Source organism: Pantoea sp. CFSAN033090, assembly GCF_001264395.1.
GTDB classification, from domain to species: domain Bacteria; phylum Pseudomonadota; class Gammaproteobacteria; order Enterobacterales; family Enterobacteriaceae; genus Pantoea; species Pantoea agglomerans.
This window is the reverse complement of the sequence record NZ_LGYX01000001.1, coordinates 266626-289361: the sequence shown is the minus strand read 5'-3', so window position 1 is coordinate 289361 and position 22736 is coordinate 266626. Positions and strand designations below refer to the sequence as shown.

Here is a 22736-nt window from a genome sequence, read left to right as displayed (position 1 = left end):
GGAGAAACCATGGCACAGGCACTTCTGAAAACGGTGGTCGACAACGACCTGCCACCGGCCAGCCTCAGCGGACAAAAAGTGTTGTCGGTGCAGAAACTGAGCAAAGCCTACGGCGACACTCAGGTGCTGGATCAGGTCAGTTTCGACCTGCACGCCGGTGAGCTGGTGGCGGTGATTGGCCGCTCTGGCGCGGGTAAATCGACCCTGCTGCACATGCTCAACGGCACGATTGAAGCGACTTCCGGCGCGATTATAAGTCTGCATCATGGCGAAGCGGATCGTAACGTGGTTACGCTCAACAGCCGCCAGCTGCGCGAATGGCGCAGCCAGTGCGGCATGATCTTTCAGGATTTCTGTCTGGTGCCACGCCTCGACGTGCTGACCAACGTGCTGCTGGGCCGTCTGAGCCAGACCGGCACGCTGAAATCCTTCTTTAAAATCTTCTCCGACAATGACCGGGCGCACGCCATCGAACTGCTGCAGTGGATGAACATGCTGCCGCAGGCGCTGCAGCGGGCGGAAAACCTCTCTGGCGGTCAGATGCAGCGTGTGGCGATCTGCCGTGCCCTGATGCAGAACCCCAAAATCCTGCTGGCCGATGAGCCGGTGGCGTCACTCGATCCCAAAAATACCAAGCGCATCATGGATGTGCTGCGTCAGGTCAGCGAGCAGGGCATCAGCGTGATGGTCAACCTGCACTCGATTGAGCTGGTGAAAAGCTACTGCACCAGGGTGATTGGCATTCAGCGCGGCGTGGTGCTGTTTGACGGCCATCCTTCAGGACTGACCGACAGCCTGCTGCACCAGCTGTACGGCGATGAACTTAACCAAATCCATTAACTTCCACAGCAAGAGAACAACCCCGAATGAAACTGACTTCTTTAGCACTCCTGACCAGTGTAATGGCGTTTGGTGTCAGCGCAGCGGATGCGCCGAAACAGCTTAACCTGGGGATTCTGGGCGGTCAGAACGCCACCCAGCAGATTGGCGATAATCAGTGTGTGAAGACCTTCTTTGATAAAGAGCTGGGTGTGGATACCCAGATGCGCAACGCCTCCGACTACTCTGGCGTGATTCAGGGTCTGCTGGGCGGCAAGATCGATATGGTGCTGAGCATGTCGCCAGCCTCGTTTGCGTCGGTCTACATTCAGGACCCGAAAGCGGTCGATGTGGTTGGCATTGTGGTGGATGACAAAGATCAGTCACGCGGCTACCACTCGGTGGTGATCGTCAAAGCGGACAGCCCGTACAAAAAGCTGGAAGACCTGAAAGGGAAATCTTTCGGTATGGCCGATCCCGACTCGACTTCCGGCTTCCTGATGCCGAACCAGGCGTTTAAGAAGATGTTCGGCGGCTCAGTGGATGACAAATATAACAACACCTTCTCCAGCGTCACCTTCTCCGGCGGCCATGAGCAGGACATTCTGGGCGTGCTGAACAACCAGTTTGATGGCGCAGTGACCTGGACCTCACTGGTCGGTGACTACAACAGCGGCTATACCTCTGGCGCGTTTGGCCGTCTGATCCGCATGGACCATCCTGATCTGATGAAGCAGATCCGCATTATCTGGCAGTCACCGCTGATCCCCAACGGTCCGGTGCTGGTCAGCAACAAGCTGCCCGCTGACTTTAAAGCGAAAGTGGTGTCGGCGATTAAAAAGCTGGATAAGGAAGATCACGCCTGCTTCGTGAAAGCGGTGGGCGGCGAGCAGCACATCGGTCAGGCGACGGTTGCCGATTATCAGAACATCATCGATATGAAGCGCGACCTGATGAAAGGCAGCCGCGGCTAAATCCAGCTACTTCTTATCTTCTCCGCTCAGGCGGGGAAAGCGGGACGCAGCAAACTCGCCTGCGTCCCGCTGCTTTAGCGCCGGAGATCCCCTTTGACCGAATTCGAACACTACTACCAACGCATCCGTCGCCAGCAGAAACGAGACACGCTGCTCTGGTCACTGCTGCTGGTGGCACTCTACCTGGCGGCGGGCAGGGTGGCAGAATTTAATCTGCTCACCGTCTGGCAGTCGCTGCCGCACTTCTTTGACTACCTGCACGAAATCCTGCCTGTGCTGCATCTGCCGCTGCTGTTTGCCGACGGCAAGACCGAAGGCTCGCTGGCTTACTGGGGCTACCGTCTGCCGATCCAGCTGCCGCTGATCTGGGAAACACTACAACTGGCGCTGGCTTCGACGCTGGTGGCGGTGGCACTGGCCGCGATGCTGGCCTTTTTCGCCGCCGACAACACTCAGACGCCGGTCAGCGTGCGGATGACGATTCGCGCCTTTGTCGCCTTCCTGCGCACCATGCCGGAGCTGGCGTGGGCGGTGATGTTTGTGATGGCGTTTGGCATCGGGGCGATCCCCGGTTTTCTGGCGCTGGCGCTGCACACCGTGGGCAGCCTGACCAAGCTGTTTTACGAGGCGATTGAGTCGGCGTCAGATAAGCCGGTACGCGGCCTGGCGGCCTGCGGAGCCAGCAAACTGCAGCGGATGCGCTTCGCTTTCTGGCCACAGGTTAAGCCGGTCTTTCTCTCCTACAGCTTTATGCGACTGGAAATTAACTTCCGCTCCTCAACCATCCTTGGGCTGGTTGGCGCAGGCGGCATCGGCCAGGAGCTGATGACCAACATCAAACTGGACCGCTACGATCAGGTCAGTATGACGCTGCTGCTGATCCTGATTGTGGTGTCGCTGCTGGATACGCTCTCCGGCCAGCTTCGTCGCCGTGTGACAGGAGACAGGACATGATAAGCACCGTTCCCGATATCGCGCTAATGAAGCAGCAGCATCGTGAACTCTTCGCCGCACAGCCGCGCTATCTGCGTCGCCTGGCGCTGATGACACTGGCGGTGCTGCTCTATTACCTCTTTTTCTTTTCGGTGTTTGGTCTGGAGTGGTCGCGCCTGCTGATGGGCTGTCAGCAGCTGGGGCGCTATTTCCTGCGGATGTTTGTCTGGCACGACTTCCTGAACTGGCCGTTTGGCTACTATCTGTCGCAGGTCGGCATCACCTTAGGGATTGTCTTTGCCGGCACGCTGACTGCCTCGCTGCTGGCGCTGCCGCTGTCGTTTCTGGCGGCGCGCAACGTGATGCACAGCCGAACTGCGAAACCGCTGGCGTTTCTGATGCGACGTCTGTTTGACGTGTTGCGCGGTATCGACATGGCGATCTGGGGGCTGATCTTCGTCCGGGCGGTCGGCATGGGGCCGCTGGCCGGGGTGCTGGCGATTATCCTGCAGGATGTCGGTCTGCTCGGCAAACTCTACGCCGAAGGGCACGAAGCGGTGGAGCGTTCACCGGGTCGCGGACTGGGCGCAGTCGGCGCCAACAGCCTGCAGAAACACCGCTTCGGCATCTTCACCCAGTCATTCCCGCAGTTTCTGGCGCTGAGCCTTTACCAGATAGAGTCCAATACCCGCTCAGCGGCGGTGCTGGGCTTTGTCGGCGCCGGGGGCGTCGGTCTGGTTTACGCTGAGAATATGCGCCTGTGGAACTGGGATGTGGTGATGTTCCTGACGCTGATTCTGGTGGTGGTAGTGATGGTGATGGATGTGATCTCCAGCCGCCTGCGCAAGCGCTACATCAGTGGGAAGCCGGTGCCGTTGTGGCAGCCTGCTGCGCGCGATTAAGCCGTTCGCTGCGCTGCCAGGCCCGCTGTAACGCCTGCACCAGCTGTGCCTGCTGCCAGGGCTTCGCCAGCCGTTCGCACAGCGGCAGCGTCACCGGCTGGTGGCGCAGGTCCTGACCGCTGATGAGCAGCGTCGCCAGCTGCGGCCAGTTCTGCTGCGCCTGGCGGATCACCTCCGCGCCGTTAATCTCGCCGGGTAGCATCAGGTCGCTGATCAGCAGGTCGATATCAGGTGTCTGGCGCAGCAGCGCCAGCGCCTCTTCACCGTCACCACACTCCAGCGTCAGATAACCCAGCTGATGCAGATGCTCACAGAGCGTCTGGCGCACCGCCGGTTCATCATCCAGCACCAGCACCAGCCGGTTACTGGCCGCCGCAATGTCCGTCTCAATGTGCACAGGCGATGGCGGGGCGATCACTACGGCGACGGCGGCTTCCGGCGCGCGTGGCAACAGCAGCCGCACCGTGGTGCCCTGGCCTGGCGCGGTTTCCAGCTCGATCTGGCCGCCAGACTGCCTTACAAAGCCATAGACCATCGACAGGCCCAGCCCGCTGCCGCTGCCGGTAGCCTTGGTAGTGAAAAAAGGCTCAAACACCTGCTCACGAACCCCGGCCGACATGCCGCAGCCGTGGTCTATCACCTCAATTGTGACCCTGTCACGCTTCTCATCGCCCTCCAGACGACGCTGATTCCAGATGCGCAGCCGGATTTCGCCGCTTTGCTGATGCATTGCATCGCGGGCATTCACCACAAGATTCATCAGCGCATTTTCCAGCTGGCTGGCATCAATCCAGGCGGGCCAGCCGGGACGCTGCGCATCAATAATCAGCTGCTGACCGGGCAGCAGCGAGTGCTGCAGCAGCCCCTGCAGGTTATCCACCAGCGTCACCACCGACACCGCACGGGGATAGAGTGCCTGCTTGCGTGAGAACGCCAGCAGCCGCTGGGTCAGTTGGGCAGCGCGGTCGGCCGCCTGTCGCGCCCGATCAATCCGGCTGGCCAGCGGGCCGGGCGTCAGCTGGCCTTCGGTCAGTGCCAGACTGCCGATAATCACCGCCAGCAGATTGTTAAAGTCGTGTGCCAGTCCGCCGGTCAGCTGGCCGACCGCCTTCATTTTCTGGCTGTGCTGCAGCGCCTCCTCCAGCGTTTTACGCGAGGTCCGGTCCAGCACGGTATTGACCATGCCGCGCCGCGGGATTGGGCTGAAGCGCAGCTCAAGCGTACGACCATCGGCCAGCCGGATCTCCTGCGGTTCACCGGGATCGTGCAGATCCACCGCCAGCGGCGCCAGCAGTTGCTGCCAGGGAACGCCACGATGCAGCTCATGCGGCGCGATGCCGAGCAGCTCCGCATACTGGGCATTCCACACCACCAGCTGCCCGTTGTTATCAAACAGCGCAAAGCCGTCGCGCATCGCCAGAAAGGTGGACTCCAGCTGATTACTCTTCTCTTTCAGCAGTCGTGAGGTGTGAGCCAGCGAGGCGGTATTACGCGCAAAGACGTTAAACGCCCGCGCCAGCTCGCCCAGCTCGTCGCGGCGTTGCAGCCCTGGCACGCTGACGTTCTGCTCGCCCTGCGCCAGCCGCGTCATGGCTCCGGCAATCGCCGTCAGGCTCGACCCGAGATTGCGATAGATGTAGATACCGGCATAGCCGGTGATTGCCAGCGCCAGCAGCGCAAACAGCGCGATAAAGCCGATGATGGAATCCAGCTCACGGTGGGTCGCCAGGGTGCGCGCCTCACTCTGTAACGCCACCTGCTGCACCGAGGCGCTGATATCTTCATTCAGCATCGCCACCAGCGCTTTAATCCGGTAGGTGGCATAGGCGATCGCCAGGTCGCTCTGCTCCAGCGCCTCTGCCAGCGGCAGCAGGCGCTGCTGGGTAGCCAGCAGTCGCTGCACGTTTTCGCCGGTCACGCCCGTCAGCGGCACGTTGCGCCACTGCGCCATCACCTGCTGGAGCTGTTCGATGACGGCGATGGGCGAGGGTGTGCGGATCGCGATGGTGATCAGCCGTTCGGTTTGCTCCCGCAGCGCGGCATCCGGCAGCGTCCGCTGTTCCCGCTGCACCAGCTGGTCGATATGGCTGAGCAGAATCTGCGTCTGCCACAGGTCGCTCAGCATGTTGTTGCGCTGCAGATGACGCTGGTGGCCGGTCAGCAGCAGGCTGTTAATCGTCTGTTCCAGCATCAGGCTGCGGGCGCGGATCCGGGCGATGCGCTCCGGCTGACGTGCCGCCAGCGGCGCACTGGCCAGCAGGCTCAGCGACTGCTGCAACGCCTGCTGATTCTGCTGCAGCCGCTGTGATTCGCTCTGATACTCCAGCGCGCCCACCACCTGTGACAGCCGTACTGCCGCTGTCGCCACGTTGGCGGTATCCCGCGCCAGCGCCAGGCTGCCGTTCATGTCGGCCAGGGTCTGCGCCTGCGCCTGCTCCTGAATCGCCCCGGCATGACGAAAGCCCAAGATCGCCACCACGCTGACCATCAGCGTGACCGACACCACCAGCAGATTGAACAGCAACAGGCGTCCACGTGCCCCGGCCTGCCACGGATAAGTGCGCTGCATCCCACGACCTCTTAATCACTGCAACGATGGGCCGAGTATAGGAGCGTGCAGGCGGGCGTTTATGACAAATATGAACGGGCGCTGACATTTTCCGTTTATCTGGCGTTGCTTTACTGACGGCTATCCACAGTCCGCAGGAGCGAGGCGATGACAGCCACACCGATACTGGAAATGCGGGGAATTACCCGGCGCTTCGGCAGCTTTTATGCCCTGAAGGGCGTCGATCTCACGGTTTATCCCGGTGAGGTCCACGCGCTGATGGGGGAGAACGGCGCGGGTAAAAGCACACTGATGAAGATTCTGGCCGGTGCCTATACCGCCAGCAGCGGGGAAATTTTAATTGAAGGCAAGCCCTGGGCGCTGAAAGGGCCGAAAGAGGCACTGGCCGCCGGGATCACCCTGATTTATCAGGAGATCAACCTGGCACCTAACCTGACGGTGGCGGAGAACATTTTTCTCGGCAGCGAAATCGCGCCCGGCGGGCTGGTGAAGCGGCGGCAGATGGCCGAAGAGGCGCAGCGGGTCATTGACCGGCTCGGCGCGCAGTTCAGCGCCTGGGATCTGGTCAGCCGTCTGAGCATCGCCGAGCAGCAGCAGGTGGAGATCGCCCGCGCGCTGCAGCGCAACAGCCGCATTCTGGTGATGGATGAGCCGACCGCCGCGCTCTCCAACCGCGAAACCGAACAGCTGTTCGCGCTGATCAAACGGCTGCGCAGCGAAGGCATGGCGATCATCTATATCAGCCACCGCATGGCGGAGGTGTATGAGCTGTCCGATCGCGTCAGCGTGCTGCGCGACGGGGAGTATGTGGGCAGCCTGACCCGTGACCAGCTCAACGCCAGCGAACTGGTGCGGATGATGGTCGGACGGCCGCTCAGCGACCTGTTTAACAAAGACCGTGCTATCCCGCTGGGTGATATCCGGCTGGCGGTCAATCACCTTACCGACGGCGGCAAAGTGCATCCCAGCAGTCTTGAAGTGCGGGCCGGCGAGATTGTCGGCCTGGCCGGTCTGGTGGGCGCAGGTCGCAGCGAACTGGCACAGCTGATCTTCGGCGTGCACAAGCCGAAAGAGGGCGAGATCTGGATCGATGGCGAAAAGGTCACCATCCATTCACCGCGCGATGCGATTGCACGCGGCATCGGTTTCCTCACCGAAAACCGCAAAGAGCAGGGACTGTTTCTGGAGATGGCGGCGCAGGAGAACATCGTGATGGCGACGCTGGAACGTGACGCCAGTTACGGGATGCTGAACCGCCGCAAAGGGCAGACCATCGCCAATGAGGCGATCGCTTCACTCAATATTCGCGTTCCTCACGCTCAGGTCCGGGCGGGCGGTCTGTCGGGCGGTAACCAGCAGAAGTTGCTGATTTCACGCTGGGTGGCGATTGGTCCGCGCATTCTGATCCTCGATGAGCCGACACGCGGCGTCGATGTCGGTGCGAAAAGCGAGATCTACCGGATGATGCAGGAGATGGCGCGGCAGGGCGTGGCGATTCTGATGATATCCAGCGAACTGCCGGAAGTGGTCGGGATGAGCGACCGCGTATACGTGATGCACGAAGGCACCATCGTCGGTGAGCTGGAGGGCAGCCACATCAGTCAGGAAAATATTATGACGCTGGCAACCGGTGCGCACAGCGCGTCAGCAGGCGAAATCTAAGGAGACCACCATGACACAACTGGCCCGCACCAAAGCACCGACGCTGAAACGCGCCCTGATGGGCGATCTGCTGCAAACGGTGGGTATCCTGCCGATTCTGATCCTGATCGTGGCAGTATTTGGTTTCGTCACGCCGAACTTCTTTACCGAAGCAAACCTGCTCAACATCACCCGTCAGGCGTCGATTAACATCGTGCTGGCGGCGGGCATGACCTTTGTGATCCTCACCGGCGGGATCGACCTGTCGGTGGGGTCAATGCTGGGGACCACCGCGGTGGTGGCGCTGGTAGCGTCGCTGGATCCGATGCTCGCTTCCATGACCATTCCGATGGCGCTGGGCGCAGGCCTGGTGATGGGGCTGTTCAACGGCATCCTGGTCGCCTGGGCCGGGTTGCCGCCCTTTATCGTCACGCTTGGCACCTACACCGCACTGCGCGGAGCCGCTTACCTGCTGGCGGATGGCACCACAGTAATCAACTCCGATATTAACTTTGAGTGGATCGGTAACGGCTATCTCGGGCCGGTGCCGTGGCTTATTGTGATTGCCTTTGCGGTGATCGCCATCTGCTGGTTCATCCTGCGCCGCACCACGCTGGGCGTCCATATCTACGCAGTCGGCGGCAATATCCAGGCGGCGCGTCTCACCGGTATCAAGGTCGGAATGGTGCTGCTGTTTGTCTACGGCATGAGCGGTCTGCTGTCGGGGCTGGGGGGACTGATGAGCGCCTCGCGGCTTTACAGCGCCAACGGCAACCTTGGGGTTGGCTATGAGCTGGATGCGATTGCGGCGGTGATCCTCGGCGGCACCAGCTTTGTCGGCGGCATCGGCACCATCACCGGCACCCTGATTGGCGCACTGATTATCGCCACGCTGAATAACGGCATGACGCTGATGGGGGTCTCCTATTTCTGGCAGCTGGTGATCAAGGGCGCGGTCATCATCATCGCGGTGCTGATCGACAAATACCGTACCCGTCATCATGTGAGTTGAGTCTTATAAGGGCGGCTGTGCCATTTCACCTCCGCCACCTAAAAAACGCCATTAAGTGGTTGGCACCTTGAAAACAGCAGGAGAAGGTCTATGCGTTTTAATCCGATTGTAACCGGGCTGCTGGCGGCGACGCTGTTCAGTACCGGCCTGGCTCAGGCAAAAGAACTCAAATCTATCGGCGTAACGGTCGGCGATCTGGCAAACCCCTTCTTCGTGCAGATCACCAAAGGCGCTGAGATGAAGGCGCGTCAGCTGGCGGGCGATAAAGTGAATGTGACGCTGGTCTCCAGCGGCTACGATCTCGGTCAGCAGGTGGGCCAGATTGATAACTTTATTGCGGCCAAAGTCGACATGATTATTCTCAACGCCGCCGACTCCAAAGGGATCGCCCCGGCGGTGAAGCGGGCGCGTGATGCCGGTATCGTCGTGGTGGCGGTCGACGTGGCGGCCGATGGCGCGAATGCGACCATCACCTCCGATAACACCGAGGCGGGCGCGATGGCCTGTAAATATATTGCTGACCGGCTGAAGAACAAAGGCAACGTGGTGATCATTAACGGACCACCGGTCTCTGCGGTGCAAAACCGCGTTGAAGGCTGCATGACCGAGCTGAAAACCCATCCTGACATCAAGCTGCTCTCTTACAACCAGAACGCCAAAGGCAGTCGTGAAGGCGGACTGGAAGTCATGACCGGTCTGCTTTCTGCCAATCCAAAAATTGATGCGGTGTTTGCCATCAACGACCCGACAGCGATTGGTGCAGACTTAGCGGCGAAACAGGCGCAGCGCAGTGAGTTCTTTATCGTTGGCGTCGATGGCTCGCCGGACGGTGAAGAGGCGCTGAAGCGCAAGAATTCACTGTTCGTCGCGACGCCTGCGCAGGATCCACAGGTCATGGCCGCCAAAGCGGTCGAGATTGGTTATGACATTCTGCAGGGCAAACCGGCACCGGACAAACCGGTGCTGATCCCGGTGAAACTGATCGATCGTAATAATATCGGCAGCTACCAGGGCTGGACGGTGAAATAAGCTTTAGTGCGGCACCTTAAGGGTGCCGCTCTCAGGAGGCCACCATGCAACGTTCAGAGGTTAATTATTACCTGCAACATACGCGCGAGTTTTTCCGACAGCAGGATGTGCATCTGCCGCCGTGGGCCGATTTCGATGTGAGCCAGTGGCGGGCTCAGGATCGTGAGGTCGCGCAGGAGATTCTGGCGTTGCGACTGGGCTGGGATCTCACCAGTTTTGGCGCGACTGATTTTCTGCAGACCGGGCTGACACTGTTTACCCTGCGCAACGGTTCACCAAACGGGCAGCCGTGGCATAAACCCTACGCCGAGAAAATAATGCACGTGCGGGAAGGGCAGCAGACGCCCATGCACTACCATCCGCGCAAGATGGAAGACATCATTAATCGCGGCGGCGGAAATCTGATTGTCGAACTGCATAACCGCAACGGTGACGGGCTGGCTGACTCGCTGGTGGCGGTGTCGCTGGATGGCCTGCGCCAGACCCATGCCGCCGGTTCACAGCTGCGGCTCTCACCGGGTGAAAGCGTGACGCTGGAGGCGGGCATCTGGCACAGTTTCTGGGGTGAAAGTGGCCTCGGCGACGTGCTGGTGGGCGAGGTATCGATGCCCAACGATGATGAAAACGACAACGTGTTTCTGACGCCGCTGGCTCGTTTCAACCCGCCTGAGGAGGATGAAGCGCCGCGCTGGCTTCTGTGCAACGATTACGCGCACTGGTTATCCTGCGCGCGGCAGGCGTAATCAGGCAATCTGACTGGCACGCGTTGTCGAATCGGGTTTCACCACATCGGCCGAAAAGACATAACCCAGTCCGCGAATGGTGCGGATCAGGTCGGGCTGGTGCGGGTTGATTTCGATTTTACGGCGCAGCCGCATGATCAGCACATCGATGGTGCGGTCAAACACGTCGAGACTTTCGCTATGGGTCAGCTCCAGCAGCTGATCGCGGGTCAGCACTTTTCGGGCGTGGCGAACCAGCGCGCGTAACAGGCTATATTCCCCCTGGGTCAGCGGCACCAGCTCGCGCTGCGGATTAAACAGCTGGCAGCGGCCATCATCCAGTTGCCAGCCGCCAAAACGCCAGCCCTCCTGTTCAGGGTCGGCCTGCGCTATGCGTCCGCTGCGACGCAGGGCCGCCCGGGTTCTCGCTACTACCACGCGTGGATTAAAGGGTTTGGCGATGTAATCATCTGCGCCCATCTCAAGGCCCACCACCATCTCCGCTTCAGAACCCATACCGGTCAGCATAATCACCAGCACTTCGGGTCGCTGACGCTGAAGCTGCTGCAATACCAGTAGCCCGTTGGTATCGGGCAGCATCATATCCAGCATCACCAGCGAGATTTCCGGGTGTTCGCTGAGCATCGATAGCGCCTCGCGTCCCTGATGACAGCGGTAGACCGTTAACAGATGTTCACTTAACGCATCCTGCAAGACGTCGCAGACTGCAGGATCATCATCCACCACCAAAATTGCTGGCTTCATTGCGCGGCCTCAGTGTTACGAAAGAGTTAATTCAGGAGTCTACACAGGCCAGAAAAGCTTGCTGAGGCAGCATGCTGAAACGTGACCAGCTTCGCCTGTGAGAGTGCGGAAGCGTGCGCTGGCGCAGAGTTTTTCGGGGCTGCCTGTTTGCCGCAGGAAAACGATTGCGCGGCATCGGTGCATTGCACCATAATCGCGCCTCGTTTTGGTTCGGAATTCTCTTAGGCGTACCCGGCTCTGCCAGGTAATCGATTGCGTCGGTAGCTGGCATGGCAATTGCTTTGGGCAGTGGGTAAGTCAGGGATTTCAGGCGATTCTGGCACGCAAGTATGCAGCGGCCGGCATCAGTGTCCCGGAAACAGAATAATCAGCATGCAAACCCCTTTGGCAAGTGAGACTGATGTCTCCTGTATCGAGAGATGATGATGTTAGAAAAACTATTCAAACTCAAAGCGCATAATACGACGGTTCGTACTGAGATTATCGCCGGGATCACCACCTTCCTGGCGATGGCTTATATTCTGTTTGTGAACCCAAGCATTCTGGGCGCAACCGGCATGGACAAGGGCGCGGTATTTGTCGCCACCTGTCTGGCGGCGGCGATTGGCTGCGTGCTGATGGGGCTGATCGCCAACTATCCGATTGCGCTGGCGCCGGGTATGGGACTGAACGCCTTTTTCACCTACACCGTTGTGCTGCACATGGGCTATACGTGGCAGATTGCGCTGGGCGCGGTGTTTCTCTCGGCGGTGATTTTCTTCGCGATGTCGCTATTTAAGATTCGTGAATGGATTATTGCCAGTATTCCGCTGCCGCTGCGCGCCGGGATTGGTGCCGGTATCGGGCTTTTTCTGGCGCTGATTGCGCTGGAAGGGGCAGGCATTGTGGTCGATAACCCGGCGACGCTGGTGGGCATTGGCGATCTGACTAAACCGGGTCCGCTGCTGGCGATGCTCGGCTTTGTGGTTATCGTAGTACTGGAAGCGCGTCGGGTGACGGGCGCAGTGCTGATCGGTATTCTGCTGGTGACCTTTATCTCCATGGGCATTGGTCTGTCGCCCTTTGCCGGGGTCTTCTCTGCACCGCCGTCGATTGCACCGACCTTTATGCAGCTGGATATTGCCGGCGCGTTTAACGTCGGCCTGATCAGCGTGATTTTTGCCTTCCTGTTTGTTGATGTGTTTGATAACACGGGCACGCTGCTGGGTGTGACCAAACGCGCCGGTCTGGCGGATGAGCAGGGTAACGTGCCGAAGATGGGCCGTGCACTGATTGCTGACAGTGCGGCTGCGCTGTTTGGTTCGCTGCTCGGCACCTCGACCACTACCAGTTATGTGGAATCGGCGGCGGGCGTGAGTGCCGGTGGCCGTACCGGCCTGACCGCGATTGTGGTCGCCGTGCTGTTCCTGCTGGCCCTGTTTTTCTCGCCGCTGGCCTCCAGTGTTCCGGTTTATGCCACCGCGCCTGCGTTGCTGTTTGTAGCGGTGCTGATGGCATCGGGCCTGGCAGAGATTGACTGGAAAGATATCACCACCGCCGCGCCGGTCACCGTCACCGCGCTGACCATGCCGCTGACCTATTCGATCGCTAACGGTATCGCGTTTGGTTTTATTACCTGGACGCTGGTGAAGCTGCTGAGCGGACGCGCGAAAGAGGTGAATGCGGCGCTGGTGATCCTGTCGATTCTGTTTGTGATTAAGCTGGGATGGTTGAGTGCTTAGTTGTTGCCTGGCGGCAGGGGGGGGCGCTTAGCAGCGAGCGGATTTCGCTGTGCAGCGGGCTGGCACACTGAGTAAGTTTCGCTTAGCAGCGGGCTGGCTATGAGCAGGTTACGCCTGCCCAGGCGATGGGGGTTTCAGATCACTTAGCCGCGCGTTAGCACTGAGCGGGTTTCGCCCGCCAGACGTATGGGAGTTTCAGATTGCCTATGCAGGCGGACGCGTCAAGGGGCGTACGCCCGCCCCTTAACAATCCCGGCGTCCGGCTGCCTGCGCGCCCCGCGTAGCGGGGTGCCTTCGTCACGCCCTGCGGCCGACGGACCGTCCGGACTCGCCATCCCTGGCTCGTGCCGTCCTTTCGCCGACGTCCTGTCGGCTCATCCTGGCCTCAGGTTGTTCCTCAGCGCTGCGGACGCCTCTGGCAAACCCCTGCCGGTGGGTTTGTCACCCGGACTGGCTGGGCTCAGGCCGCTGAAAGCGGGGAAAGATTCATAAGGTTTCTTTTTACCTTTGGTCCTTACAAACGTGATTCGGTACCTGGTGACCTGGGAGATTGCGTAGTGGCAGATATCATATGTGGCTCAGTTTACTTGCACAGCCTGCTTTATCATTTCTGCAACGACACTTCTGCTAAAACCTGTTTCATCCGCGATTTCCATTACTTTGGCCTCTGCCATAGCTTTGCTACGCATTGCTGAAAGGACGGGTTTAAAGGCATGGTTATTTCCCTGAAGGTTTAATGGCAGCGAAATGCTGGCAATTAACGTTTCTTCAACAACCCATGGTTCTTCATCTGCTACCCAGTACACCTTTGCATTCTTTTCCATCCATCGATCTAACCATTGTTCACCAGGATGGGTAAACGTTGTTCTTTTACCCGAGCCAACCCGACGGAGCGGAAAATTACTTTCCGTCGCAAGCAATACCCCCAACGTGCGCCTTAGCGTTGACCCTTCGGCATTACCGCTATAGTGGGTTTTAATGCGCTGTCTGAGATTGGCGCAGCTATTAGGTTTTCCCTTCTTATCAGGCGAAATACCGACGTAGAGCAATGTGTATCCATCCTTTGTGATGCAACCTTCAGTCGGAACGCCTGGGGGAATCTCTTTGAACCACCAGAAATAGATACCATTCACCGCAGGAACAGGCGTGGGACGGCACATGACCTCTGCTCTGCTGAATGTTTTTTCAGGATAAAAATTAAACACACATATTCTCCGCTCTGATTCATGCTGGTATTTTATGAGATCATTGCCTGGGAATGTTTGATTTACTAAGGGGGAATGATGAGTTTAAGAGTTACGCAGCAGCAGGTGGATACCTGGAAAAAACGTATTCAGCGAGATGGTTTGAAAGGTTCGACCTACTTTTGCCAACATGGTGGAACTGTTTGGGTTTCAGCATCTGCGGATCATCAGGCTATCTGTCATAAAGTTTTAGGAAGGGATTCGGGAACAAGTTCTTTGGCTAGTTATTTGCGCTGGGATGATGTCGGCGCGGTTGCTTTGGTTGAATTGTTGTATGCAATTGAAACGGCATAGAACAACAAATTACGCCCCACTGCAAAGGCTCTGTCGCCATTTTGTCGCCACTGGCGTCCAAGGTGTGATCTAGATGGTTGATTATAAATAGGCTGGATTTCAGGCAACAAAAAAACTATAAACATAGCGTGAAGCGCTGTCCTTTATTGCCCAGCCAAACAGGGAGTGGTCAAAATAGTATCTGAGAGGATTCGGTTCTTGATTCATCAGCTTAGCCTCTGATTACGATATGTCCCTTCTTCAGAAAGAGCGCCGGTATATAGTTATCAAATTGGCTTTGAGGACAATAGTCAGTGAGGGCGGAAACGGCGTTGAGACCCGCTTTTAGGTAACAGCTTCGGAGCCTGCCGTTAACGGCATCAACTGAGATTGCCGGAATGCTGCTTATTTGTTTGATTTTCATTCCGCGGACCAGCAGATATACCACCTCCCATTCTTTTTCGCTAAATACGGATGAGGGAGATTCGAAGGTCGCATGAATCCCGGCGCCCGGCTGCCTGCGCGCCACGCTTCGCGGGGTGCCTTCGTCATTCGCTGCGGCCGACGGACCGTCCGGACTCGCCATCCTTGGCTCGTGCCGTCCTTTCGCCGACTTCCTGTGGGCTCATCCTTGCCTTCGGTTGTTCCTCAGCGCTTCGGACGCCTCGCACAAATCCCCGCCTGTAATTATCTTTTCATTTCGCTGTTGCCGTGCTGTCTGATGGTCTGATCGCAAAGACAATCCCAAAACCCACAGCGATAAAGTACCTGACATAAAAAGCAGAGATAACAGCGAGGGGGTGGGGAGGCCGTCAGAACCGCTGAGCGGATGAGGGATTTCAGGACGAGCGACAGGGATGTCGCGAAGAGGCGGGTTCGCGCCATGGATGGCGCGTCCCGCTGGTCCGTGAGAAATCCTGAAGTAGCGAAGGAACCGCGAAGCGGCGGTGAAGCAGGCCGGAGCCCGGGGTCAAGGGGGCGCGGCGACTGGCGCCCCTTGTCGGTCGCCTGCAGAGGCGAATCTGAAACTGCCCGGCTTACCAGGCGAACGAAACCTTCTCATAGCCCGTTCGCGCAGCGAACAACCCCCGCATCAGGCGGTTAAACGCTTACCTGAAAGGCGGCTCATTAAAGGTACGCAACTTACGCGAATGCAGCTTATCGCCCTCGGCGCGCAGCAGCTCAACAGCGTGAATACCAATCTGCAGATGCTCCGAAATCGCCCCTTCATAGAAACGGTTCGCCTGACCGGGCAGCTTAATCTCACCGTGCAGCGGCTTGTCTGAAACGCACAGCAGCGTGCCATATGGCACCCGGAAACGATAACCCTGTGCGGCAATAGTGGCGCTTTCCATATCGACCGCCACCGCACGGCTCAGGTTAAAGCGCAGTGCCGAAGCGGAGTAGCGCAGTTCCCAGTTGCGGTCGTCCGTGGTCACCACGGTGCCGGTACGCAACCGCTGCTTCACCTCTTCGCCTGGCATGCCGCTCACTGATTTGGTGGCGTCATACAGCGCGCGCTGCACTTCGGCAATGCTGGGTACCGGGATATCAGGCGGCAGCACGCTGTCCAGCACGTGATCGTCGCGCAGATAGGCATGGGCCAGCACATAATCACCAATCCGCTGGCTCTCGCGCAGACCGCCACAGTGACCAATCATCAGCCACGCATGTGGACGCATCACCGCCAGATGATCGCAGATGGTTTTGGCATTCGACGGGCCAACACCAATATTAATCAGCGTAATACCGCGACGATTCGGCGAGGTGAGATGCCAGGCGGGCATCTGGTGCTTCTTCCACGCCAGATCCGAGAGCATCGACTCACTGTCAGCGGTGTCGGCGGTCAGCACCACATCGCCCGCGCAGGCCAGGCTGTCGTAAGGGGTACTGGGATCGCGCACCTGCTCGATCGCCCAGCGCACAAACTCATCAACATAACGGGTGTAGTTGGTGAACAGCACAAACGGCTGGAAGTGCTCTACGCTGGTGCCAGTGTAGTGGCGCAGGCGGGCCAGCGAGAAGTCGGTTCGCAGCGCGTCGAAGTGCGACAGAGGGGATTTTGCATCGGCATGGAACAGGCCATCGGCTGTCTCATCACCAATCTGTGACAGCTCGGTGGTCGGGAAGTGGCGCGCAATACCGGCGCTCATGGTGCGATCCAGTGACAGGTCGGAACCGTCGATCACGTAAGGGTAGGGGATCTCCTGGCTGGAGGGCCCCACGTCGATCTCCAGCTGATACTCCTTCTCCAGCATCTGAAGCTGTTCCGAAATATAGTGGCGCAGCAACGCCGGGCGGGTGATGGTGGTGCTGTAACTGCCAGTGTGGGTGAAGCGTCCCCAGGCACGCGTGCGGTTCTGCTGCGGACCGTCGCCGCGCCAGGTGATGCGCAGCTCCGGGTAAACAAATAGTCCCTGCGCCCGCGCGGTGGCATCGGGCAGCGTGCCGTTTTCGGTAAAGGCTTTAATCGCCTCGCGCAGCGCATCAACGGCGCCATCGTACAGGTGTTCGAGTTCATCCAGCGCCTGCTGGCTGGTCAGGTTTTTCCGTAGTGCCGGCATGGTTTCTCCTTCCATTTTTTTCGCAATTTGCCCCAAGCTTAGCGGGTTTGTTGCGGAGATTGGTGAAGAATCTGTGATCGCCGTTTTTTTGCGCCAGCGAAGCGCGAATTCTGAGCAGTGCTGTTTTAAATGAGGATTCGCTGCACTGAAATCCATTAAGAAAATCTTTACGATAAGAAGGGGTGATCCGCCACTTTTAAATGCGTTACCGATGAGGATAGGGCGGAAAAACCGCCAGCAGCAAAGCATGGCCAACCGATCATAACGTCAGGGAAATAATCAGGTTTGCTACAGCGGGCGGGGCAGTGAGGCAGATTGTGCCGTGGCGGCATTAAAAAGTTTGTAACCATGATTAATTTGCACCGGAAAGACTTTGCATATTTCCCTGCCCACTATCATCATTAGAACTCCTGTCCAGTCTCTTCTGATTTGGTAATCCTTTGCAAAATCCCGGCGTAGCAGTGATGCAGGCGATCAAGCGCACGGCGTGGTACCCGAAACGCCGTTCGTATCGCACGCTCTACTGGCGTGAGATATCGCCATTAGCAGTGCCTATCTTTTTCGAGAACGCCTGTGTGCTATTGATGGGCGTACTGAGCACCTTCCTGGTCAGCTGGCTGGGTAAAGAGGCGATGGCGGGCGTCGGCCTGGCCGACAGCTTCAACATGGTGATCATCTCGTTCTTTGCTGCCATCGATCTTGGTACCACGGTGGTGGTGGCGTTCAGTCTGGCAAAACGCAACGGCAAGCGCGCCCGTGCCGCCACGCGTCAGTCGCTGGCCATGATGACGATACTCGCCTTTGTGCTGGTGATCGCCATTGAGTTCTGGGGCCATCTGATCGTCGATGCGATTGCCGGTGCCGCCGATCCAAAAGTCAAAGCGCTGGCGCTGAGCTATCTGCAGACTTCCGCCTGGAGCTATCCGGCCGCCGCCATCACCCTGATTGGCAGCGGGGCGCTGCGCGGTGCAGGTAATACCAAAATTCCGATGCTGATTAACGGCGGCATGAACATCCTCAACATCATCATCAGTAGCGTGCTGATTTATGGCTGCTTCTCGTGGGACGGTTTAGGGTTTATCGGTGCCGGGCTCGGACTGACCATCACCCGCTATATCGGGGCGATCGCGGTGATTTACGTGCTGATGATCGGCTTTAACGCCTCACTGAAAATTACGCTGTCGAGCTATTTCCGGCGCTGGAACAGCAGCATTCTGATGGAAGTTTTAGGAATAGGCGTGCCTGCCAGTATCGAGTCGGTGCTGTTCAACGGCGGCAAACTACTGACACAGGTGTTTGTTGCCGGAATGGGCACCAGCGAGATTGCCGGTAATTTTATCGCTTTTTCTATCGCCTCACTGATCAACCTGCCAGGCAATGCGCTGGGTTCGGCTTCAACGATTATCACCGGTACCCGTCTGGGCAGGAATCAGGTGTTCCAGGCGGAACGCCAGGTGCGGCACGTCTTCTGGCTGGCGACGGTCTGCCTGACCGTGATGGCCCTGCTGACGGTGCCGCTGGCCGGATTACTGGCGCGGTTTTATACCAGCGATCCGGAAGTGATTAACGTGACGAAGCAGCTGATCTGGCTTAACGCGCTGTTTATGCCGTTATGGGCCGCTTCCTGGGTACTGCCTGCCGGACTCAAGGGCGCACGCGATGCACGTTACACCATGTATGTGTCGATGTTCAGCATGTGGGGCGCCCGCGTGGTGGTCGGCTACCTGCTCGGGATTGAACTGGGGATGGGCGTGACCGGCGTCTGGCTGGGGATGTTCCTCGACTGGACGGTGCGTGGCATCTTCTTCTGGTGGCGACTTAACAGCGGCAAGTGGCTCAACCGCTATCGAAAAATGATCGCGAAAACCGGTTAGCGCGTTGTTAACGCCTTTCCCCCGCCGTGGGGAAAGGCGTCATACCTCTTTCAGCACCATTAAAAATAACATCTCCGTCACATCTCCAGACTTTCGAACCGAATTTCAGACAGTTGCACAAAGCCAGTCTTCTCAGACAGGGTTAGCGTAATGCCTGCTGCGCAATGATGCAGACACTACTTATCAAGGTGACCCTATGATCCGTCTGAAAACGGCGCTGGCACTCCTGCCGCTGCTGTGTAGCGCCCCGTTATGGGCGACAACCTTTGTCTATGTCTCCAATGCTGAATCCGGCACCGTTTCCCGCTATCAGCTCAGCGAGGCGAATGGCAGCCTGCAATGGCGTGGCGATACGCCTGCCGGTAAAAAGATTATGCCGCTGGCGGCCAGCCCGGATGGTAAACGGCTCTATGGTGCGCTGCGGAGTCCGCCTTACTCGATCATCAGCTGGCGCATCTCGGGTTTGCACGGTGATTTGCAGAAACTGGCGGTGACACCGGTTGCAGCCAGCTTTCCGTGGATCACCACCGACAGAAGTGGGCGCTATCTGCTGGCTGCCTCCTATGACAGCGATATCGTCACCAGTAACCGGATTGATGAGAAAGGCATTGTGACACCCCAGGTCACGGGCGAGGTGAAAACCGGGCCGCATGCCCATTCAGTGATCACCGACGTCAGCAATCATTCCCTCTACGTCGGCAACCTTGGCGCAGATCGCGTGCTGCAATATGCCTTTGCCGATAACGGCGCGATAACGCCGCTGGGAACCGGTTTTGTTCAGGGCGAGAAAAACAGCGGCGCACGACATTCGGTGATTTCGCCCGATAATCGTTTTCTCTATAACCTCGCGGAGATGAGCGGCACCATTACACAGTTCCGTCGCGCGGCGGATGGGTCGCTGACGGAGCTGAAAACCTGGCCGAATGCGGTGGCGAAGAAATATAACCTGCAGCATGGCGAGCAGCGCCCGGCGGGCTACAGCGATCCCACGCCGCGCATCTGGGCAGCAGACATCAAAATCACCCCGGACGGCAAATTTATCTATGTCACCGAGCGCACTTCCAGCACCGTCAGTGGCTACCGGGTTGATAAACAGTCGGGTGAACTAACACTTATCGGCAGCTGGCCGGTTGAAAAACAGCCGCGCAGTATTGCGATTGATGCGCAGGGTAAATGGCTGATCGTCAGCGGGGAGAAGAGCGCGGTGATTGGCAGTTACGCCATCGATCCCGCCAGCGGCGAACTCAAACGGGTTGCTGAAGCCCCGGCTGGTAAAGGCGCGAACTGGGTGACGCTGATAACGCAGTAACCGTTTTGAGCAGCCGGTGTCTGGCACTGGCTAAACAGATGGGGGCTGCTTATGCCATTTCCGGCATAAGCAGCGCAGAAATTTTTGGTTCTGATCGGGCGTGTAAGCGGGTTTACTCAGGGCATCAACTGATGCGGAGAGCCTGAGATGAAACAGAAACTGATAGCCTGGTTTGAACAGCTGCTGAGCGGCCCTGTGGCGAGTGAACGTGTGCATGATATTAACGTGGAACTGCTGCTGCCGCTAAGCCAGCTGTATGGACTGGAATATTATCCGGCAGTGCATCGCTACCATGAAAAATAATGGTTGTTGTATGTTGTCTGGTTAAAGGCCCGCTACGTTGCGGGCCTTTTTGCATATGTAGTGCGCGAGTCATTTCAGCCAGCAGGCTTCACCACGAAAAACAGCAACATCATTATTTTTTATCCCACTTAAAACACCAGCGCCGTTATATGAATGAGTAATCCGGCACGGATCTATATTCATCAGCGCACGTCTTAACATCCATTCCCTTAACACTCATAAATGACCTCCGTACATAGAAAGTGGCTAAGTCATTACAAATTTGGCTTAGAAAACGTTTTATCACCGCTAATTTTACTTTTTGTAATGCCACATCATTATTTTAAGTCAATAAGGAACTTCCGATTGTTAAGGTGGTAATCTGCACGCCTGTGCTTACACAAAACTTACAATAAGCGTTGTTAATCCTTCGATGAAAATGCCTGAAACAGGGAAGTGGCTGGTTTTCGGAGCCAGTTTGTTTATCAGCAATGTCATGGCTGCACCAGTCACGCCGGGCGATCTTGACGTTATTCAAAATCAGCAGCAGCAGCGGTTGCAGCAGGATCAGCAGCAGCGTGACGCATTAACACAGGCGCATCAGGTTGAGCTGCAAAAAACCGAATCGGCACCAGCCAGCGGCCCCTGTTTTGAAATCAACCAGATTTCACTGCAACAGGCGAGCTTAATCACGCCTGATACACAGAAGAGACTTGTCGCTCCCTATATCAATCAGTGCCTGAGTCTGGACCGTATTAATCAGCTGGTACGCGCTATTTCAGAGTGGTATGTCCAGCGCGGCTATATCACCAGCCGGGCCTTCCTGACAGAACAGAATCTTTCCCACGGGACATTAAATATCACCGTACTGGAAGGAAAGCTTGAGGCGATTCATTTGCAGGGTGCCAGTGCACGTCAGCTGAACATGGCGTTCCCGACCCGTGCAGGTCGTATTTTAAATTTACGCGACATTGAACAGGGAATGGAGCAGATAAACCGGCTTCGTACTACGCCGGTTCAGATTGAAATCATCCCATCGACTCAGCCGGGCTATTCCATTGTTAACCTGACCAGCACCCCCGAGTTTCCTCTGACGCTGGGGCTGAATATGGACAATAGTGGCCAGCGAAGCACCGGCGTCGGTCAGCTTTCCGGCTCGCTGGTGGGTAACGACCTGCTGGGTGTTGCCGATCGCTGGTTTGTCAGCGGTGGTCGCAGCAGCGCTTTCAGCGACTGGCGCGATGCGCAAAATTTCCAGGCGGGCGTCAGCGTACCTTATGGCTATGGGCTGCTGGATTACAGCTATAGCTGGAGCAACTATCACAGCCGCTTTAACGCCAATAGTTTCGACTGGTATAGCAACGGTGACAACATCTCTAACCGCCTCAGCGGCTCGTGGGTGCTGTTTCGCAACGGGCAAATCAAAACCGGCCTTCAGCTTGGGCTGAACCATTACGTCAGCCATAACTGGCTGAATGAGACCCTGCTTGAAAGCAGTAGCCGCAAACTGACCAGTCTGCAGATCGGTTTTAACCATACGCAAAAAATTGCAGGTGGGGTGGCCACCCTGAACCCGATGCTGAGCCGCGGGATGCCATGGTTCGATGCGGAAAGCGACAAGGGTAAAAGCGACGATTTTCCGAAAGCTGAATTCCGCAAATGGAGCGTCAGCAGCAGCTATCAGCGGCCTGTCACTCAGAAAATGTGGTGGCTCAGCAGCTTTTACGCTCAGTGGTCGCCGGATCGCCTCTATGGCAGCGAACGCCTGACGATTGGTGGCGAGAACTCGGTTCGCGGCTACAAGGAGCAATACCTTTCCGGCGATGTTGGCGGCTATCTGCGTAACGAACTGAATTACTCGCTGTTTACCCTGCCTGCAATCGGCGAGGTCAGCACCACCCTGGCGCTGGACGGCGGGTGGCTCCAGAGCGACAAACAGGATCGCTACGCAGCAGGCACGCTGTGGGGCAGTTCGCTGGGACTTGGGACCCGTAACGCGCATGTCTCTACTCAGCTGTCGCTGGGTATCCCTGTCAGCTACCCCAATTATCTTGCGCCCGATCGCCTCAGCGTTTACGCGCGTGTTGGACTCGTTTTTTAAAC

Annotated in this window: 19 protein-coding genes; 14 read left to right on the top strand and 5 right to left on the bottom strand. The window is 57.7% G+C overall.

The features are described from left to right. Positions 1–9: 9 nt before the first annotated feature. The 4 genes from phnC (at position 10) to phnE (AFL22_RS01365) (ending at position 3628) form a co-directional block, all read left to right on the top strand. The gene (gene phnC, locus AFL22_RS01380; RefSeq protein ID WP_010247776.1) at positions 10–840 is read left to right on the top strand and encodes a phosphonate ABC transporter ATP-binding protein; all 831 of its coding nucleotides are present in this window, start codon (positions 10–12) and stop codon (positions 838–840) included. 26 nt (positions 841–866) lie between these two features. After that, positions 867–1793: a phosphonate ABC transporter substrate-binding protein gene (phnD, locus tag AFL22_RS01375; protein ID WP_010247773.1), complete on the top strand. Its 927-nt coding sequence runs from the start codon at positions 867–869 to the stop codon at positions 1791–1793. A 93-nt stretch (positions 1794–1886) separates the two neighbouring features. Next, positions 1887–2747, top strand: a complete 861-nt coding sequence (gene phnE / locus AFL22_RS01370; protein WP_052270617.1) for a phosphonate ABC transporter, permease protein PhnE — start codon at positions 1887–1889, stop codon at positions 2745–2747. After that, the gene (gene phnE, locus AFL22_RS01365) at positions 2744–3628 is read left to right on the top strand and encodes a phosphonate ABC transporter, permease protein PhnE (protein ID WP_010247767.1); all 885 of its coding nucleotides are present in this window, start codon (positions 2744–2746) and stop codon (positions 3626–3628) included. The genes phnE (AFL22_RS01370) and phnE (AFL22_RS01365) overlap by 4 nt, the downstream gene beginning before the upstream one ends. On the opposite strand, the gene AFL22_RS01360 is transcribed toward phnE (AFL22_RS01365), so the two are convergent. After that, entirely contained in the window at positions 3582–6197 is a 2616-nt protein-coding gene (locus AFL22_RS01360; RefSeq protein WP_052270616.1) for an ATP-binding protein, read from the bottom strand. The two genes, phnE (AFL22_RS01365) and AFL22_RS01360, sit on opposite strands and share 47 nt — an antisense overlap. A 147-nt stretch (positions 6198–6344) precedes the next feature. On the opposite strand from AFL22_RS01360, the gene AFL22_RS01355 reads away from it, so the two are divergent. The 4 genes from AFL22_RS01355 to AFL22_RS01340 all read left to right on the top strand — a co-directional run bounded on the left by AFL22_RS01355 (position 6345) and on the right by AFL22_RS01340 (position 10622). Continuing rightward, complete coding sequence (locus AFL22_RS01355) at positions 6345–7859, top strand: sugar ABC transporter ATP-binding protein (RefSeq protein ID WP_010247760.1); 1515 nt, start codon at positions 6345–6347, stop codon at positions 7857–7859. 10 nt (positions 7860–7869) lie between these two features. Further along, the gene (locus tag AFL22_RS01350; protein WP_010670880.1) at positions 7870–8850 is read left to right on the top strand and encodes a ribose ABC transporter permease; all 981 of its coding nucleotides are present in this window, start codon (positions 7870–7872) and stop codon (positions 8848–8850) included. A gap of 90 nt (positions 8851–8940) precedes the next feature. Then, on the top strand, positions 8941–9879 hold the full coding sequence (locus AFL22_RS01345) for an ABC transporter substrate-binding protein (protein ID WP_010247755.1): 939 nt from the start codon (positions 8941–8943) through the stop codon (positions 9877–9879). A gap of 44 nt (positions 9880–9923) precedes the next feature. Further along, positions 9924–10622, top strand: coding sequence for a D-lyxose/D-mannose family sugar isomerase (locus AFL22_RS01340; protein ID WP_052270615.1), 699 nt, complete (start codon positions 9924–9926; stop codon positions 10620–10622). Here the strand turns inward: AFL22_RS01340 and AFL22_RS01335 are convergent, their stop codons facing one another. Next, on the bottom strand, positions 10623–11366 hold the full coding sequence (locus tag AFL22_RS01335) for a response regulator transcription factor (RefSeq protein WP_052270614.1): 744 nt from the start codon (positions 11364–11366) through the stop codon (positions 10623–10625). A 422-nt stretch (positions 11367–11788) separates the two neighbouring features. On the opposite strand from AFL22_RS01335, the gene AFL22_RS01330 reads away from it, so the two are divergent. Further along, the gene (locus AFL22_RS01330) at positions 11789–13087 is read left to right on the top strand and encodes an NCS2 family permease (protein WP_212685931.1); all 1299 of its coding nucleotides are present in this window, start codon (positions 11789–11791) and stop codon (positions 13085–13087) included. Between the two features lie 578 nt (positions 13088–13665). Here the strand turns inward: AFL22_RS01330 and AFL22_RS24345 are convergent. Further along, on the bottom strand, positions 13666–14292 hold the full coding sequence (locus tag AFL22_RS24345; RefSeq protein WP_082239088.1) for a GIY-YIG nuclease family protein: 627 nt from the start codon (positions 14290–14292) through the stop codon (positions 13666–13668). Positions 14293–14367: 75 nt separating this feature from the next. On the opposite strand from AFL22_RS24345, the gene AFL22_RS23895 reads away from it, so the two are divergent. Further along, positions 14368–14625: a hypothetical protein gene (locus AFL22_RS23895; protein ID WP_156311568.1), complete on the top strand. Its 258-nt coding sequence runs from the start codon at positions 14368–14370 to the stop codon at positions 14623–14625. Between the two features lie 211 nt (positions 14626–14836). On the opposite strand, the gene AFL22_RS01320 is transcribed toward AFL22_RS23895, so the two are convergent. After that, positions 14837–15190, bottom strand: coding sequence for a hypothetical protein (locus tag AFL22_RS01320; RefSeq protein WP_052270612.1), 354 nt, complete (start codon positions 15188–15190; stop codon positions 14837–14839). 523 nt (positions 15191–15713) lie between these two features. Further along, positions 15714–17168 (bottom strand): AMP nucleosidase, encoded by a 1455-nt coding sequence (locus AFL22_RS01315; RefSeq protein WP_052270611.1) that lies wholly within the window; start codon positions 17166–17168, stop codon positions 15714–15716. Positions 17169–17632: 464 nt separating this feature from the next. On the opposite strand from AFL22_RS01315, the gene AFL22_RS01310 reads away from it, so the two are divergent. The 4 genes from AFL22_RS01310 to AFL22_RS01300 all read left to right on the top strand — a co-directional run bounded on the left by AFL22_RS01310 (position 17633) and on the right by AFL22_RS01300 (position 22734). Further along, positions 17633–19042, top strand: coding sequence for an EmmdR/YeeO family multidrug/toxin efflux MATE transporter (locus AFL22_RS01310; protein ID WP_022625464.1), 1410 nt, complete (start codon positions 17633–17635; stop codon positions 19040–19042). Between the two features lie 196 nt (positions 19043–19238). Next, positions 19239–20351 carry a beta-propeller fold lactonase family protein gene (locus AFL22_RS01305; RefSeq protein ID WP_052270610.1) on the top strand — a complete coding sequence of 371 codons (1113 nt, stop codon included), beginning with the start codon at positions 19239–19241 and terminating at the stop codon, positions 20349–20351. A gap of 147 nt (positions 20352–20498) precedes the next feature. Then, the gene (locus AFL22_RS24195; RefSeq protein ID WP_010670871.1) at positions 20499–20654 is read left to right on the top strand and encodes a hypothetical protein; all 156 of its coding nucleotides are present in this window, start codon (positions 20499–20501) and stop codon (positions 20652–20654) included. Between the two features lie 412 nt (positions 20655–21066). Continuing rightward, a complete protein-coding gene (locus AFL22_RS01300; RefSeq protein ID WP_052270609.1) occupies positions 21067–22734 on the top strand; it encodes a ShlB/FhaC/HecB family hemolysin secretion/activation protein in 1668 nt (555 codons plus the stop codon). Positions 22735–22736: the final 2 nt, after the last annotated feature.